We start from the raw sequence: 16167 nt of genomic DNA, 5'->3' as shown, positions 1-16167 counted from the left end.
ATCACTATTCTGGACCAGTATTATCTTCAATAATGACGGAAAATCCCATGCTTGGTAAAACACTGGAGTCGATACAATGATCTACTGCATAAACCTGGCGATTGCTTTTATGCCTTGCTCAAGCTGGGATTCGCTAAGGGATGCGTAGCCCAGGCGAAGTCCATTAATGGGAGCCTCAAAACTATAGTCCTGTGGAGATAAGATCTGAATGCCTTTGGATAGAAGGATTGCACAGAGTTTTTGGAGATCGGCAGGCTTCTTTGGGACCAGCCAGAATGCCAAGCCTCCTTCGGGTTTCTGAAAATCCACCTTATCAGAAAGGTGTTCGAAGATGATTTTTTCGAAAAGATCCCTTTTAGTCTTGTAATGGAGGGTTGCTTTTCTCAGGTGCCTTTTGACATGTCCCTCATTGATGAGCTGGAGAACCGCCTGGGCCATAATGTTGTCTCCCTGGACATCAATAATTTTTCGAAGTTGAGCGACTTTATCTATCAGTTCGAGAGAGGAAGCCAGATAGCCGATACGAAGGGCCGGGGCAACGATCTTGCTCATCGTGCCGATGTACACATAGTTTTTTAGGCTTTCAAAACTGCTCACCGGAAGTATCGGACGTTGTCCGAAATGGAATTCATTGTCATAATCATCCTCTACAATAGTAAACCCATATTGATTGGACAGGGAAACCAGTTCGAGCCTTCGCTTTAGGCTCAAGGTTACGGTCGTGGGAAACTGGTGGTGCGGGGTAATGTATATGGCTTTGATATTCTTTTTGGCTTCCAGTAGTGACCTTAGCTGGTCGATAATAATTCCGTCGGCATCCACGGCAATGGGTAGAAGTTTGGCGCCTGCATGTTCAAAAGCCTGCCATGCGGGCTTATAACCTGGATTTTCGACTGCGACGTAATCGCCAGGCTGGATCAGGCTGTGTGCAGAAAGAAACATAGCCATTTGGCTTCCGCGGGTAATGAAGATCTGAGCGGGTGCGAGCCGCATTCCGCGGTTATAGTTGAGCATCTGCGCTATTGCTGTCCTGAATTCCTCTTCTCCGGCCCCATCGCTATATCCCATCAGTTGCCACCTGCCTTTTCTGTTAAAAATCTGGCGGTACGCTGCGGCAAGTTCATTTATGGGTGCTATCCGGGTATCGGGAAGCCCGTCATCAAAGGAGATTTCCGCCCAGGGCTGTTTAACTTTTACTTCGGGTGGAGCGGGCTTGGATTTGAAAAAGTTGAAATCCGAAAGGCTGTGCGCGACAAAGGTCCCTTTACGAGGTTCCGAGATCAGCCATCCTTCGGCAAGAAGTACATCCAGCGCTTCTACCACCGTATTTCTGTTTACTTTTAATTTTTGCGCAAGCTGGCGGCTTCCTGGAAGGGCGTCTCCGCTGGTGAGTTTACCTGTTTTAATTGCACCGATAATTGCATCAGCGATTTGAATGTAAACCGCTTTTTCACCGCCCTCATCAATATTGATCTGAAGATCCCAAGGTCTAAGCATCTGGACTACCTGTAAATTCGAAATTCTGTACCACCATAACCCTCCAAAGATAAGATAGTTTTGTTCATGCAATGAAGCAAAAATAAATTTTTTCAATTATCATATGGCAAATTCAAAAATAATTAAAGATCCGACAGAAGTCAAAACGATGATTCATGAAGAGCAAAAACAATTTAGCTCCAAAGATTTTCATCAGACTTTTGCCAGGCCACAGTTCGTGATGCCCTCACACCTTGTCCATAGAAATGTCGAGAATGCAGGGGTACATAACGAATTTTCTACAGAGCGAAAACACCCCGTATATTTCGTTGATCTACCAAGTAAAAATGTAAGTATGACTATTGGTGGGCTATTGCCCGGACAAATCACCAACAAGCATCGCCACACTTACGAAACGGTTTTATATGTACTGGAAGGCAAAGGTTATACAGAGATAGAAGGAAAAAAGGTAGAATGGCAACAAGGTGATGCGGTTTATATTCCGTCCTGGGCATGGCACAGACATCAAAACCTGAGCGATATAGATCCAGCCAAATATATTGCATGTGAAAACGCTCCTCAACTACAAAACCTTGGCGTTGCCCTTCGTGAGGAGGAAGGCAGAGATCTTTAATTCATCATTTACTCCTTTCCCAATTGGGGAAACTTTACTAATAAGAACTCATATGAATAATGTTCCATTAAAAGGGATAATTTCTTATCCCATCACACCCTTTGATGAGCAAGAGCGGGTAGACATTCCGCTTTTCAAAAAGCTTGTCGAGCGACTGGTTAATGCCGGCTCTCATGGCATCGCACCTTTGGGAAGTACTGGTGTTTTGCCCTACCTAACCGACAGCGAGAAAGAAGCGATTACCGAGGCAACCATTGCTCAGGTCGCTGGTCGAATTCCAATACTCGTGGGGGTATCAAATTTAACTACAGAACGTACGATTTACCACGCACAGTTTGCAGAGAAGGCAGGGGCTTCTGCTGTGATGATCATTCCCATGAGCTACTGGAAGCTTACCGACGAGGAAATCTTGAGACACTATGACGCGGTAGCCTCAAAAATTTCCATTCCAATTATGGCTTACAACAACCCAGCCACAGGCGGTGTGGATATGTCACCAGCTTTGCTAAGAAGCCTGCTGGAGATCCCAAATGTTACCATGATTAAAGAAAGCTCAGGAGATGTGCAGCGCATGCACAACCTTCGTAACGAATTGGGGGAAGATGTAGCCTTTTTTAATGGCTCTAATCCTTTGGCCTTGGCTGCTGCAGCTGCCGGTGCAAGAGGCTGGTGCACTGCGGCACCTAATCTGATCCCTGAATTGAATCTCGAATTGTACAATGCGGTTAATGAGAACGATTTCAAATCTGCAGAACGCATTTTTCGCAAACAATTTGAGCTGTTAAAGTTCATTGTTGCAAAAGGGCTGCCAAGGGCAATTAAGGCTGGGCTGAACATCCTTGGTGAGGATGGCGGACACCTTCGGGCACCTTTGAGACCACTGAGTTATCAGGAAAATGATGAGCTTGATCAGATCATGACCCGAGCATTGAGTGCAGTTTCTTAAACAGTTCTTCCCGATAAGCAATCCTTTGTTCATTTCAGCCCTAAAAATTAGGGGAAATCAGTGTCGGGGATTGCCTTTTAAAAGAAAAGGAATAACGATAAATATTTGACAGGGATTTAGTCTTTAAAGGGCCTTAAGCCGAGGTTTTCTGGTTTTTTAAAGGCCCTGACTGATACCAATATCACCTCACGGGCAAAAATAATCCTGCTTTAAAGGCATATTGGCAGATGGGACTTTCAGCGTCATCTAATGCGGTTCATAAAACGAATGAGCAGACTTTAAATAAGAGATTAAGCTGATGATTCCTGATGAGAATAGCGTTCGATTCGAGTTTATTTTAGCAATGTGAAACTTTTAAAAAATGAATATTAGCATAGCAACCATTAATGACATTCCTGAACTGGAAAAACTGATAAACAAAGCGTACCGTGGCGAGGCATCAAGAAAGGGGTGGACCTCAGAATATGGCATACTGGAGGGCGAGCGAATCGGGCAGCAACCGCTTGAGGATTATTTTGGTCAGGATCACATCAATATTTTAAAATATACGGATGTGAGTGGTACCATTCTGGGAACCGTTTATATCGAGTTTAGAACCCCTGTATTATACTTAGGTATGCTTGCTGTTATGCCCGATCAGCAGGCTCAGGGAATTGGACAGTCGATTATGCGGGCAGCTGAAAACCTGGCAAAAAAAAATGATTGCGATAGAATTTCCATCACGGTGATCTCCAGCCGCCTGGAACTGATTTCCTGGTATAAACGCCGGGGATACCGCATGAACGGGGAATCTATAAATTTTGATGAGCTCAAAGGTAATTTCGGCATCCCTTTAATCCAGGACATTCAGCTCATCGGTATGGAGAAATCCCTGGCTTAGGGCAATCGGGTAAATTTGGGTTCGGTAATTTACGATATGTATGAATCCGCACCCTATTTTTGTTTATTTTTTACTAAATTCTGGCTGTTTACAGCAGGAATAGCCATTATTTTTTCAAAGATAAAAACCCATCAATTAACTCCTTATTAAAACTCCCGATTGAGGTGCCAGTAAGCATATCTACGATGCCGGTCCTGATGGCCAGAAACTGATCATGCAACGGGCATGGGTTCACCGCAGAGCAGAACTTCAGTCCTAATCCACAGCCAATAAAAAGATTATCACCATCTACTGCCCTCACCACTTCGATTAATGGAAGGGCGAGCATTTCCTTGGTCAGAAAGAATCCGCCATTTGGCCCTTTGGCCGAACCGATAAGCCCTTTGCGGCTCAGGTCCTGAAGAATTTTTCCCAGATATAATTCCGGAGATTCTATTCCCTGGGCAATATCCTTTATTCCGACCTTCCTACCGGATTCGGTCTGCTTGGCAATATAAAACACAGCCCGCAGTGCATATTCACATGTTTTGGAAAATACTGACATAATTGTAGAACAAATATAACAATTTAATAAAAGATAAAAACATCTTAATTTAATAATGATTATATTTGTTTAAGCGCTATCGGGTGCTGCCAGAATAGTTCTCTTTCAGTGGTTAACTTTAACATGAATAAAAAAACAGCAATCAGTGATTCAGCAGACATCAGAAACCTTATCGATGAATTCTATAAGAAGGTGGATCAGGATGAGCTTATCGGTCCGGTATTCAATATGGTGTTAAGCGGAAAATGGGCAGATCATTTGGAAAAGATGTATGCTTTCTGGGAAACGGTACTGCTTGAAAAATCAACTTACAAGGGTACCCCGTTCCTGCCCCACTTTGGTCTGGGTTTAAAAGCCATACATTTTACCCGCTGGCTGGAACTTTGGTCCGATACGCTGGAAAAACATTATGAAGGTACCCTCGCAGAGGAGGCCAAATGGAGGGCGGAAAAAATGGAACTGATGTTCCAGGCGAAACTGGACTACTATAGCCGGAATCAGGCGAAGCCGCTTCTATGATCCATTCAGGCTAGACGTGCTCTTGATCTGGAAAACAGGGGTTTTAAAAACTTTATTTTTTTTGGTGATGCTTTAAAAACAAAAAAATTAGCCCCAACCGATCTGTCGTTGGGTTATGCTGTCGAGCAACCTTGCGAAACAGGCGGCAAAAAAAACGGGCTTTTTGAGCCCGCCGCATTTGCTTGTTAATCTTTTTTTGATTTGTCACTTATTGAACTATATGGCCAGAGCCGGGAGCTCATCCTGATTTGCGAACGGTCCCTCTACCTGGGCAAGATAGCGTTCGGCATCCAGCGCTGCCATACAACCAGTGCCGGCTGCAGTGACCGCCTGGCGATAGACATGGTCCTGTGCATCGCCACAGCAAAAGACGCCTTCCATGCTTGTATGGGTACTACCTGGTTTTGTGAGAATATATCCAGCGGGATTCATTGCAAGCCAGTCTTTGAAAATATCGGTATTGGGGCGGTGCCCGATTGCTACAAAAAAGCCCGAAATATCAAGGAGTGACTGTGCACCCGTATGGGTATTTATGATTGTCGCGCCTGTAACGACCTGGCCATCACCTGTAATCTCCAGGGTTTCACTATTGTAAAGCAGCTCGATATTCGGCATGGCCAGTACCCGGTCAACCATTGCTTTTGAAGCACGGAACTCACCTTTTCGAATGATCATATAGACCTTACGGCAGAGTTTGGCCAGGTAGACTGCCTCTTCGGCCGCAGTATCCCCGCCGCCGCTGATGGCCACATCCTGTCCCTTAAAAAAGAAACCATCGCAGATTGCGCAGGCGGAAACGCCTCCTCCGTTGTAACGTTTCTCCGACTCCAGGCCCAGCCATTTTGCAGAGGCCCCTGTAGATACAATCACTGCATCGGCAATAATTTCATGTTCCCCATCAACATATATCCGGTGTGGGCGGGCGGAGAAATCCACACTGCTGATCTGACCGAACCTGACCTGAGTACCAAAACGCTCAGCCTGTCTTTTGAGGTCTTCCATCATCTGGCTACCGTTTATCCCATCGGGATATCCGGGAAAATTGTCTATATCACTGGTTAAGGTGAGCTGGCCGCCAGCCATCATTCCTGTGTATAATATAGGTTTTAATCCTGCTCTTGCGGCATAGATTGCGGCGGTATATCCCGCTGGGCCTGAACCAATAATCAGGCATTGCACATGTTCCATAATCTTCGATCTTAATTATTTTGAAAATACTTTTATTTTTTTTCAACCTTAACGGATAAAAATGAGCACTGTGTACCCCTTATTCATCTTTCCGGATTTCTTTCGGGATATCCAAAAAAAATCTTTTCAGGAGTGCGCCGGCCATTGCATTCAACTTCAGGCAGCCTGCAATTCCCTTGATGATATCATATCTTTGCTGAACAAACTTCTGCTCGGTAAGCTCATGCGAACAGTTGTCGAGCATCGAGAGTACCGCGTCCGGAGTGACCTCCAGATGGAACTGTAGTCCAAGTACCTGTTCTTTGTACAAGAATGCCTGGTTGGGATTTGCCCTGGAATACAGCAGGTTTACACTACCCTCAGGAAGCTGAAATTCCTCACCATGCCAGTGGAATACATTCGGAGATTTCAGGAAGAGGTTATAAACCCAGGGTACCATCCAGGAGTTTCCGGTTGGATTTACAGCAAACCAGCCTATTTCTTTATGAGCGGCTCTGGTTACTTTTGCGCCCAGGCAAAGTGCAGCAAGTTGGGCGCCAAGGCAAATGCCAAGGATTTTCTTGCCTGCGGTGATGCATAAGGATATAAAATCCTTTTCCGGTTTTAACCAGGGATAAATATTTTCATCGTACACACTCATCGGACCGCCCAGGATAACCAGGGCATCAAAATAATCCAATCCTGGAAGGGTATAATTTTCTTTGTAGAATTTTGTTACCGAGCTTTGGTAGCCGTAGTTTTTGCACCATTCTTCCAAATAGGCCGGTCCCTCGAAGGATACGTGTTGGAGATAATGTATTTTCATTTTGCAGATTTAATTTCCGTTTTTGTTTGTAATTTCTAGCGTGATTCGTCCCAGTAATAACTGTCTGGGGTAACCCTGGTGCCAAAAACGGCGGTACCTACCCTGACAATTGTTGCTCCTTCTTCAATGGCAATTTCCAAATCGCCGCTCATCCCCATGGAAAGCTCCTGTAAATCCACTCTGGGTATCATTTCTGCATTGACCTGTTTCTGAATTGATTTGAGCAGGCGAAAACATTCGCGGACTTTTTCAGACTGTGCGCTTAAGAGTCCAATGGTCATCAATCCTTTGATTTTTAATCGCGGAAGGGCCGCTACATACTTACAAAGGGCGACCGTTCCCTCCGGTGAAACACCGAACTTGCTTTCCTCTCCAGAGGTATTGACCTGGATAAATACATCCATGTATTGGTTTTCCAGTTCGAGCCTGACATTGAGCTTACTGGCGAGGTCTTCCCGGTCCATAGACTGCAGGCAGGATACCTGATATCTGATCAGTTCTTTGATCTTGTTGGTTTGCAGGTGACCGATAAAATGGTTGGTATGTACGAGTTGAGTTAATTCGGGGAATTTATCTTTGAGCTCCTGAACTTTGTTTTCTGCGATAAGCGTATGTCCTAAGCGCAGCGCCTCAGCTATGCGTTGTGCAGATACCGTTTTAGTGGCCAGTAAGAGCTTAACCTCATGTACTGGCCTTCCAGCAGATTTACAGGCTGCCTGTATACGCTGCTGGATGTGTGCTAGATTGGTTGCGATTTCTGTATTCATATCTGCGCGGATTCAGTTGAGTTTTCAATGCGGGAGATCAGCAGTTCCTTTACAGCGTTGAGGGTATGGTCACGGGCCTCCGCGAATGAAATTTCATATTTGCGTATAATGGCAGTGATTTCTTCGGGGTAGCGTTTCAACAGGCCATCATAATAAAGGTCTAAGGTTATTTCATCTGGCATGGTGAATGCTATTTTCAGCTGGAAGCGCCTTAGGATTGCTGGATCAATAAAATCCAGGTGATTTGTTGCACAGATCAGCAGTGCATCGGCGGGGTAATAATCAATGAGCTGGATGATGGAGGTCACCAGGCGTCTCATTTCACCAACATCTTTATCGTCCAGGCTTCGAAGCTTAGCAATCTGATCAAATTCATCTAAAAAAAGAAGCGATTTCTCTCTGGAGGCTTTGTCAAATACCATTTTAATATTCTGGGCCGTCTCCCCCATTTTTGCGCAGATCACATTGCTCAGATTAAGGACCAAAAGGTCCTTTCCCAGGGCGTTTGCAATGGCTTTCGCAGTGGCGGTCTTTCCACAGCCGGAATTTCCATATAGAAGAATTTTATTGTTGACTGGCAGATCATACTGGAGCAGTTCAGGCGCGAGCTTATATTCCCTGACGAGCTGATTGACTGCCTTTTTTGTTGGTTCATCAAAAAACAGATCAGATAAATCTGCCTGCTCTTTGTCCTTAATTATCAGATCAGAAATATACATATCATTTGATTTAAAATTTATTCAACTCCCTGCCGGGGGCTCGCACTTTTTGCGGCTAATCTTTCCAATAGCGGTACAATTTTGACAAGAGCGACTGATTCAGCATCTGGATCATGGTGAGGGCTAAAATGGCCCCACCAAAGTTTATATACTCCATTCTATTATTTCTTTTCATATTCATCACAGTCGATCTGCAACTGGGGTATGCCCATGTATTGTTGCAGGAGACTGCAATAATGCTTTTCGCCCTCTGCCCGGTAATGTTTACAGCTCTTGCACATCCGCTGATGTGTGATGACCTCCTGCTCATGCAAACCGAGTATAATTTCGGAAAGCAGAAAATAAAGTTTCTCTTTATCTAAAGGCACAATTTTGCCAACGCCCGACAGCAGGACCTCATCGAAGAGGGAAACCTCGGCAGCCTTGGTGCTACCCTCATGGGTCAGCTGTATCACAAACTGCTTGGAAAGGGACTCATCATATATCTTTTCAATGAGTCCCTTTGTTTCAAGCAATTTGATGGTATCGCTGATACTCGCCTTGGAGATGTTGAATTCCCTGGCGAGCAAACTAACTTTAGCCCGATCATCCCTGTGGGTAAACAGGAAGCTGAGAATCTGGAGCTGAATCGGATTAATGGATTGTTCTACAGATTTTTTCCAAGCCAGGGTACGTAATGCCTGGGAAACTTTTTCAAGTGCATCAACAATTTTGCGGTCGATAACTGCATCCGTCACATTCCGCACAGTAGGGCTTTTAATCACATCCTTCCATTTCGATAATGTAATACCCATTATTATCAATGCTCTGCTGCATTTCCTCGGAGGCTATCTCCTGGTGACAAAAGCGGCACTCCTTAGCGGTCAATGGCTGGTCTTGCTGATTTTTGGTGGCCAGGTATTCCTTGCCCATTTTATGGATTGTTGCTTCATCCTTGATTGATTCTGGTGCGATGATGTCAAAATGCATCGTTTCGCCATTCTCTTTTTTTACATAGGTGTCCCAAACTGCTACTCTCATATTCTTATTTTTTAAGGAACGCACGGTGAACGCGCGTATAGGGTTTATTTAAAATTCTATTTGACAATTTCTTTATTTAAAATTCATGGAAATGGGAAAATGCTGCGAAGCTATGGGACTACGCAGCATTTTTTTTAGTTATCCCTTTACATCTTCAAGCGTTGCGCCGAAGTTGATGTGCAATACATTTCCGTTTGGCGTTACCAGTGCGGGTACAGACTGGATACCAGCTTTTTCAGCTTCGCTGATGCGGGCTCTGTCTTCACCGATATTTACAACTTCTACATTAGATTCACCGATCAGGTTGATGATGTCATGTTCTGCGCTTACGCAAACTGGGCAGCCTGCATGATAAAAAATAGATTTGCTCATTTTTAAAGATTTAAGTTTTGACTTTATTGTCGATACAAACATAGTTAGGTAACCTAACCCTACGCTCATCCAGATTTCCGAAAACCAGTCAAAACTGGATGGGCTAAATCAGAAACAAACACCTAAATCATTGAATAAAAACATATTAACCAATAAATACTTAGAACATTAACAAAAAAATAATAAAAGATAAAAAAGTCTTTTATTATTTTTTTGATTTACATTTGCTGTACTTAATTTAAATAACAAGAAAAATGATTACACAAGCACAAAAGGATCTTGTACGCGGTACAGTTCCAATCCTAAGGGCACATGGCCTTGATCTGACCAAATACTTTTACAACCGAATGTTTACCCACAATCCAGAGCTAAAAAATCTTTTCAATATGGGTAATCAACAGAATAGCAGGCAACAGACCGCACTGGCTATGGCGGTGCTGGCTTATGCTGAAAATATAGAAAATCCGTCGGTTTTAATGCCGGTCGTGGACGGAATCGGGAACAAGCACACCAGTTTGAACATTCGTCCCGAGCACTACCAGATTGTCGGAAAGCACCTTATTGCCTCTATTGGTGAAGTGCTTGGTGATGGTGCCAGTGCAGAGTTGCTGGAGGCCTGGCGTGTCGCCTACTTCCAGTTGGCGCAGATCATGTCGGGTCATGAAGGCTCTATATATGAAAAACAGGCTGCAAAAAGCGGAGGCTGGACGGGCTGGAGGCCGTTTATTGTGAAGGAAAAAGTGATTGAATCGACAGAGATTACTTCATTTTACCTCTGCCCTAGTGACGGCGGGGATATCGCAGATTTCAAACCCGGTCAGTATTTAAGCATAAGGGTTTTTTTAAAGGAGCTTAATCTGTTCCAGCCTAGGCAATATAGCATCTCCTGCGCACCAAATGGCCGATATTATAGAATATCAGTGAAACGGGAATTTGCAAGGGAGATGAACCCAAGCGGACTGGTGAGCAACGTACTTCATGATACGGTCCAAGCTGGTGATATTGTAGAAGCCTCTGCGCCGGCCGGGAATTTCAGTTTGCAGGAGAGTGATAATCCGGTTGTGCTTATTAGCGGGGGAATCGGTCAGACACCTTTGATGGCGATGATGGAGAGCCTGATCGACAGTGGAAGCAAACGAGCGATTACCTGGGTACATGCCTGTAGAAATGCGGAAGTACATGCCTTCAGCCAGGTTGCAAATAAAGAGGTGCAGACGGACAGGCAAATTAGCAGACACATCTTCTATGACAGTTGCAATGGCCAACAGGCTCAAGAAGGCATTAAGGAGGGCTGGATTGAGCTTTCTAAATTTGATCAGGCACATTTACCCAAAGGTGCGGAATATTATATCTGCGGCCCAGCTTTCTTTATCACCAAACACGCGAAAGATCTTATGGACATGGGAATCAGCAGAGGCGCTATCCATTTTGAAGAATTCGGTCCACAGACCCTTCAGCTGGATATTTAAAAAAACGCCAATGCAGCGATATGTAAACTTCCGCGGGGAAATACTGATTCTCTGAAAACCGAAGTGCCGGAGCGAATGGGCCTTCTTGGATAAAAGCGATAAAACCTGGACCTGGATTAACATCCGGTTCAGGTTTTATTGTGTAAAATCATTGGGGCGTACAGACCGGCCTATAACGGATCGGCCAGGTACTGAATCCCAACTATAATAAGCTAAAAAACAAAATCAAGGGCAGATATTCATCGTTCATACCTTTATTTTTTTGATTAAAAATCTTCGTAAAGCTTCGTTTTTTTTTCTCCCTGATTTTTCTTTTGGGCAAAAACCCAAGTGGTATGCCCCTAATGTTTCATGGAAATTGGCTTGAAGGGAGAATCAGGCGGGGAAAATAAATTTTACTGGCGATCACAATAAAATAGGACTATCCATTATCTTATAATAGGACTACAATGATATTACGCTTTGAATATAATTTTGCAACGTCTTATTAGCAGGTCAATGAAAAAGTCCACTAGGATTATCCAGGGAGGTATAATCAGGCAGAAAATTTTTAAACAAAAAACAAAATCTATGAAAGAACTAGTATTATCGTTATTAGCCGTTACAGGTTTGGCTTGCAGTGCAAGTGCACAGACAGAAAAAGGAAAATTTGTACTTGGTGGCAGCTTTAGCTTCACTTCGACCAAGGTCGACGGGGCAATCAAACCTGATGTGAGCTTTGATGCTGTTCCAAGTATCGGTTACTTTGCAGCCAACAATTTCGCGATCGGTACAGGTGTCGGTTACACCTACAGCAAAGAGGTAAGTGAGGAAAATCAAAATGAAGCATTTGTGGTTGCTCCTTTCGGCCGTTACTATGTAAACCTTTCCGATCAGTTCAAGTTCTTCGGCCAGTTGTCGGTTCCATTGGCATTTGGTTCCAATAAGGAAGTGGAAAAAACCGGGGAAACAGGCGACAAAAATGCGACCACCACGTCGATCGGTGTGAACCTGGCCCCAGGGTTTGTATTTTTCCCAACCAAGAGTATCGGTATAGAAGTTTCCGTAAACGGTTTTGGTTATCAAAAATTCGAGGCTAAGAGCACATTAACCGATCAGAAAGCAAAGACTACTGATTTTGGTTTTGATGCTGACACCTTTGCACCAAGACTTGGTATTTCCTTTCACTTCTAAGTAGTGAAACCTAATTCCTGGTTTTGATCAGATGCGGACCAGGGGTTAGGTTTTGAAGAATCTAGCGTGAAAAAAAAATTATCTGTATAATATTTAAAATCAACCTATTACCTTACCCGCGATTGCGGGATCAACCTAAAAAATCAAGAAAATGAAAAACGTACTAACGATGTTACTTACTTGCGCAATTTTATGCGGATGTGACAAATTAACTCCAATCGAGGGGGTACCGGTAAATACTCCAGCCGATGGCAAACCACTACCCTCTGACAAGGCAACCTGGTGGCAGCCAAAAGCGGGTGTTACCTTTGACTGGTATCTGGATGATCTAAATGACGGCGATGTTTTTTCAGCACAGGTCGTAGATGTTGATGCCTTCAGCACAACGGCAGAACAGGTAGCTAAATTTCATGCCCAAGGCAAGAGGGTGATTGCTTATCTGTCTGTTGGAACTTTTGAAGACGGTCGGCCAGATCTAAATTTGCTACCCAAAGAGGTTATCGGCAAAGTCTATCCGGAATGGCCAGATGAGAAATGGCTGGACATCAGGCAGCTGGAAAAACTAAAGCCATGGTTAAACTCAAGGTTCAGAATGATCATCTCTAAAGGATTTGACGGTATTGAGCCAGATAATATCGACGGCTTTACCACCACCACAGGATTCCCTTTGACTGCAGCAGACACAAGAAAATATTGTGACCTGCTGATATCCATGGCACACAGCAATGGACTGGCATCGGACAGAAAAATGTTCCGGAATTCATGGACTCCCATTACAAAAAGTTTGACTGGATAATTACTGAAGATGCTTTTGATCAGGGCTGGGAAAATCAGCTCACTCCATATATTTCGGCAAATAAGCCAGTCTTTGCCGTTGAGTATACCGATCAAACTGCACAATTGAAATTTTCGGGAACGGTATGTCCTAAAGCAAAAAAACTGGGGTTCTATGCCCTTCTTAAAAAAAGGTCACTGGATAAGTGGAACTTGGTCTGCCAATAGGCACCAATAAAATAAGTCTGGCTGGAGGGCTGCTCTCCGCCAGATTTTTGTTTTTTCCCGGAAAATATAACCAGGGTCATGGGAAAAAATCAGAAACTGGACCATCAGAGCTTAAGGAAACTGCTCTAGATTTGTAAAAAAATCTGAATTAACCATGAAAACAAAATCAATATTTTACCACGATGGATGCCAACTCTGTTCAAGCGTTGGCCAGCAGGTTGTCAACCTTTTGGGATTGTCAAATTTAGAAATCATCCATGTGGGTCTAGATCCGAAAAAGCAAAGCGAGGCAGAAGATGCTGGCGTTAAAGCCTTTCCGGCATTGGTTACTGCCAATGGAAACATTCTCCATTTCAACGTTGTCGAGCACGAAGGTAGTGCCGCATGCCTACTGGCTTAGTTACTATAGCATCCATTTAAAATCAGGGCACTGATCTTTCGAGTTCTTTGAGTGTCGATTAGGCCGATAAAGTTTTCATAGCAATTTCTTGATAATCTGTACGCATTTTTCCAGGGCCAGCGGACTGGAGGAAGCAAACCCTAGCCTTAAGGCATTTTGATCAAAGTTTTCATAGATGTGTTCCTTTTTGGGTGGCAAATGAAGTCCTTTTTTTAAAGCTTCAATACCTAGTTTGTCCAGGTCTATGGAAGGGGAAAACCTGGTCCAAACGGACATGCCCCCTTCGGGAATACTAAACTCGACCGCATTACCAAGCTCGGCGGAAAGCAGTGTGCAGAACGCATCGCGGCGGGTCCTGTAAACGGACAGGGTCTTTCTGAGGTTGCGCTGAATGGTACCGTCGCTGAGCAACTCTGCAACGGCATTATCAAGCAGGTGATCTCCCTGCCTGTCCACGATCATGCGTACGGAACAGAGCTGCTGTATAATTTTTTCTGATGCCACCAGATAGCCCATGCGAAAGGCTGGGGAGAAACTTTTGCTAAACGAACCGCAATAAATCACCATACCGTTTTCATCGGCGCTTGCAAGGGGTAAAAGCGGGCGAAGCTTATAATGAAAATCGAAATCATAATCATCCTCAAAAATCAGGAAGCGATATTCGCTCGCCAGACGGAGCAGTTCAATGCGGCGGTCCATCCGGAGTGACACTGTGGTGGGAAACTGGTGATGAGGGGTTACATAAACCATTCTGACGCGATGCTTTTTACAAATTTCACGAAGCTCCTCGACAATCATTCCATGCTCATCCACACCTACCCCAATTAATCTGGCGCCTGCGTGAATGAAATTTTGCTCTGCGCTTCTCCATCCAGGTATTTCAGATACCACGACATCGCCAGGATTTATCAGTGCATTACAGACCAGGTTAATTCCCATCAGCGTTCCCCTAACTGACATTATCCGCTGATGGTTCGTCTTCAGGCTTCTGGTCTCGTTAAGGTATGCGGATAATGCCTGACGGTAAGAAAGCGGACCGGCGGGATTTCCGTAACTACCGAACTTTTGATGGTTGCTTACCCGGGTGAGTTGTGAACGGTAGGCCCGGTAGAATTCCTTTAATGGCGCCAGGCTCATGTCTGGATAACCGTCATCAAGATGCCATTCAGGATAAGGAGATTCGGTGAAGGTATCGAGGTATTTTCTTGGGTAAAGGTTAAGTCCTCGCCTGATTTGGGGCATTAAAATACCCATCTTCTCCGGATCAGAATCTGCAAGCTGGGCGGCAACAAAAGTGCCACGGCCTTTATGACTTTCAATCCATCCCTGGGATTCCAGTTCAGCATAGGCCTTGGTAACGGTCACCCGGTTGATCAACAATAATTCTCCCAGCTCACGGCTGCCCAGCAGTTTCTGATTAAATTTCAGCTCTCCCGATTTGATGAGGGAAACCACATGGTCTGCTATCTGTAAATACAATGGGCGCTTTAAATTACGGTCAAAGGCCAAATCGAGAAAGATACGGCGGATAATGGGACTACTCATTATATTCTAATTGGACTACAAAGATAATCCATTAATCCTATATTTTTACTGAAAATTCAGTTGAGATAAAAACGATGTATACACCCAAAGGATTTCATTTTGAAAACGAAAGCGAGAAAATAGCTTTTATGAAGACCTATAGTTTTGCGACGATCATTACCAACAAAAAAGGAATACCGCTGGCCACGCAGCTGCCTTTTGTGATTAGGGAATCGGAGCAAAGGTTAGTGTTAAGCTCGCATTTTGCTTTGGCAAACGAGCAGGCTTCATTTATAGAGCATGAAGTTTCCCTGGTTATTTTTTCAGAACCGCATGCTTACATTTCTCCCTCGCATTATGATAAGCTGGAAAGTGTTCCCACCTGGGATTATCTCAGCGTGCATGCCTATGGAAAGGCTGAGATCGTATCCAGCCCGATAGAAAAACAACAGGCGATTGAAGAAATGATCGGTTTCTATGAACCTGAATATTTTCAGCAATGGGATAATCTACCCCAAAAATTCAAAGATGGAATGGCTAAGGGCACCGTTGTTTTTAACCTTCTGGTATCGGATCTGCAGGGACAGAAGAAGATCAGCCAAAACAAAAATGCAAAAGAGCGGGAAAGAATCGTACAGCAGCTGGAAACCAGTGAAAGTGGTCCCGCTCGCGCCATTGCCGAAATAATTAAAAAAGCCTAGAGTCAAAATCATTTTAAATAAGGAATAT

At 44.1% G+C, this 16167-nt stretch carries 18 protein-coding genes and 1 pseudogene; 9 read left to right on the top strand and 10 right to left on the bottom strand.

Annotated elements, in window-relative coordinates; all coding sequences use genetic code 11:
- Window positions 1-81: 81 nt before the first annotated feature.
- A complete protein-coding gene (gene pdxR / locus ACZZZW_RS07990) occupies window positions 82-1593 on the bottom strand; it encodes a MocR-like pyridoxine biosynthesis transcription factor PdxR (RefSeq protein ID WP_463492839.1) in 1512 nt (503 codons plus the stop codon).
- A 52-nt stretch (window positions 1594-1645) separates the two neighbouring features.
- On the opposite strand from pdxR, the gene ACZZZW_RS07985 reads away from it, so the two are divergent.
- The 3 genes from ACZZZW_RS07985 to ACZZZW_RS07975 all read left to right on the top strand — a co-directional run bounded on the left by ACZZZW_RS07985 (window position 1646) and on the right by ACZZZW_RS07975 (window position 3936).
- The gene (locus ACZZZW_RS07985) at window positions 1646-2110 is read left to right on the top strand and encodes a cupin domain-containing protein (RefSeq protein WP_463492838.1); all 465 of its coding nucleotides are present in this window, start codon (window positions 1646-1648) and stop codon (window positions 2108-2110) included.
- Between the two features lie 52 nt (window positions 2111-2162).
- Window positions 2163-3056 (top strand): dihydrodipicolinate synthase family protein, encoded by an 894-nt coding sequence (locus tag ACZZZW_RS07980; RefSeq protein ID WP_463492837.1) that lies wholly within the window; start codon window positions 2163-2165, stop codon window positions 3054-3056.
- Window positions 3057-3417: 361 nt separating this feature from the next.
- The gene (locus tag ACZZZW_RS07975) at window positions 3418-3936 is read left to right on the top strand and encodes a GNAT family N-acetyltransferase (RefSeq protein ID WP_463492836.1); all 519 of its coding nucleotides are present in this window, start codon (window positions 3418-3420) and stop codon (window positions 3934-3936) included.
- Between the two features lie 106 nt (window positions 3937-4042).
- On the opposite strand, the gene ACZZZW_RS07970 is transcribed toward ACZZZW_RS07975, so the two are convergent.
- Entirely contained in the window at window positions 4043-4480 is a 438-nt protein-coding gene (locus tag ACZZZW_RS07970; protein ID WP_463492835.1) for an RrF2 family transcriptional regulator, read from the bottom strand.
- A 123-nt stretch (window positions 4481-4603) separates the two neighbouring features.
- Between ACZZZW_RS07970 and ACZZZW_RS07965 the strand changes: the two genes are divergently transcribed.
- Window positions 4604-4999, top strand: coding sequence for a group III truncated hemoglobin (locus tag ACZZZW_RS07965; protein ID WP_463492834.1), 396 nt, complete (start codon window positions 4604-4606; stop codon window positions 4997-4999).
- 216 nt (window positions 5000-5215) lie between these two features.
- Here ACZZZW_RS07965 and trxB read toward each other — a convergent pair whose 3' ends face one another.
- The 7 genes from trxB to ACZZZW_RS07930 form a co-directional block, all read right to left on the bottom strand.
- Window positions 5216-6187 (bottom strand): thioredoxin-disulfide reductase, encoded by a 972-nt coding sequence (gene trxB / locus ACZZZW_RS07960; protein WP_463492833.1) that lies wholly within the window; start codon window positions 6185-6187, stop codon window positions 5216-5218.
- Between the two features lie 79 nt (window positions 6188-6266).
- Window positions 6267-6992: a type 1 glutamine amidotransferase gene (locus ACZZZW_RS07955; protein WP_463492832.1), complete on the bottom strand. Its 726-nt coding sequence runs from the start codon at window positions 6990-6992 to the stop codon at window positions 6267-6269.
- Between the two features lie 35 nt (window positions 6993-7027).
- Window positions 7028-7759, bottom strand: coding sequence for a YggS family pyridoxal phosphate-dependent enzyme (locus tag ACZZZW_RS07950; RefSeq protein ID WP_463492831.1), 732 nt, complete (start codon window positions 7757-7759; stop codon window positions 7028-7030).
- A complete protein-coding gene (locus ACZZZW_RS07945) occupies window positions 7756-8478 on the bottom strand; it encodes an AAA family ATPase (protein ID WP_463492830.1) in 723 nt (240 codons plus the stop codon). Before ACZZZW_RS07945 ends, ACZZZW_RS07950 begins: the two co-directional genes overlap by 4 nt.
- Window positions 8479-8639: 161 nt before the next feature.
- On the bottom strand, window positions 8640-9272 hold the full coding sequence (locus tag ACZZZW_RS07940; RefSeq protein ID WP_463492829.1) for a MarR family winged helix-turn-helix transcriptional regulator: 633 nt from the start codon (window positions 9270-9272) through the stop codon (window positions 8640-8642).
- On the bottom strand, window positions 9235-9498 hold the full coding sequence (locus ACZZZW_RS07935; protein ID WP_463492828.1) for a DUF2024 family protein: 264 nt from the start codon (window positions 9496-9498) through the stop codon (window positions 9235-9237). Before ACZZZW_RS07935 ends, ACZZZW_RS07940 begins: the two co-directional genes overlap by 38 nt.
- A gap of 138 nt (window positions 9499-9636) precedes the next feature.
- The gene (locus tag ACZZZW_RS07930; protein WP_463492827.1) at window positions 9637-9870 is read right to left on the bottom strand and encodes a thioredoxin family protein; all 234 of its coding nucleotides are present in this window, start codon (window positions 9868-9870) and stop codon (window positions 9637-9639) included.
- Between the two features lie 254 nt (window positions 9871-10124).
- On the opposite strand from ACZZZW_RS07930, the gene hmpA reads away from it, so the two are divergent.
- The 4 genes and pseudogenes from hmpA to ACZZZW_RS07910 all read left to right on the top strand — a co-directional run bounded on the left by hmpA (window position 10125) and on the right by ACZZZW_RS07910 (window position 13914).
- Window positions 10125-11339, top strand: a complete 1215-nt coding sequence (gene hmpA, locus ACZZZW_RS07925; RefSeq protein WP_463492826.1) for an NO-inducible flavohemoprotein — start codon at window positions 10125-10127, stop codon at window positions 11337-11339.
- 570 nt (window positions 11340-11909) lie between these two features.
- On the top strand, window positions 11910-12512 hold the full coding sequence (locus ACZZZW_RS07920; protein WP_463492825.1) for an outer membrane beta-barrel protein: 603 nt from the start codon (window positions 11910-11912) through the stop codon (window positions 12510-12512).
- Window positions 12513-12663: 151 nt separating this feature from the next.
- A pseudogene (locus ACZZZW_RS07915) lies at window positions 12664-13514 on the top strand (endo alpha-1,4 polygalactosaminidase).
- Window positions 13515-13668: 154 nt separating this feature from the next.
- Entirely contained in the window at window positions 13669-13914 is a 246-nt protein-coding gene (locus ACZZZW_RS07910) for a thioredoxin family protein (RefSeq protein ID WP_463492824.1), read from the top strand.
- A gap of 75 nt (window positions 13915-13989) precedes the next feature.
- Here ACZZZW_RS07910 and ACZZZW_RS07905 read toward each other — a convergent pair whose 3' ends face one another.
- Window positions 13990-15459, bottom strand: a complete 1470-nt coding sequence (locus ACZZZW_RS07905; protein WP_463492823.1) for an aminotransferase-like domain-containing protein — start codon at window positions 15457-15459, stop codon at window positions 13990-13992.
- Between the two features lie 74 nt (window positions 15460-15533).
- Here ACZZZW_RS07905 and ACZZZW_RS07900 point away from each other — a divergent pair, with 74 nt between their 5' ends.
- Window positions 15534-16139, top strand: coding sequence for an FMN-binding negative transcriptional regulator (locus tag ACZZZW_RS07900; protein ID WP_463492822.1), 606 nt, complete (start codon window positions 15534-15536; stop codon window positions 16137-16139).
- The last annotated feature ends 28 nt before the right edge of the window (window positions 16140-16167 follow it).

The organism is Pedobacter sp. AC379 (genome assembly GCF_979258145.1).
The sequence above is the reverse complement of the archived record's forward strand: the minus strand, read 5'-3'. Positions and strand labels throughout refer to the sequence as shown.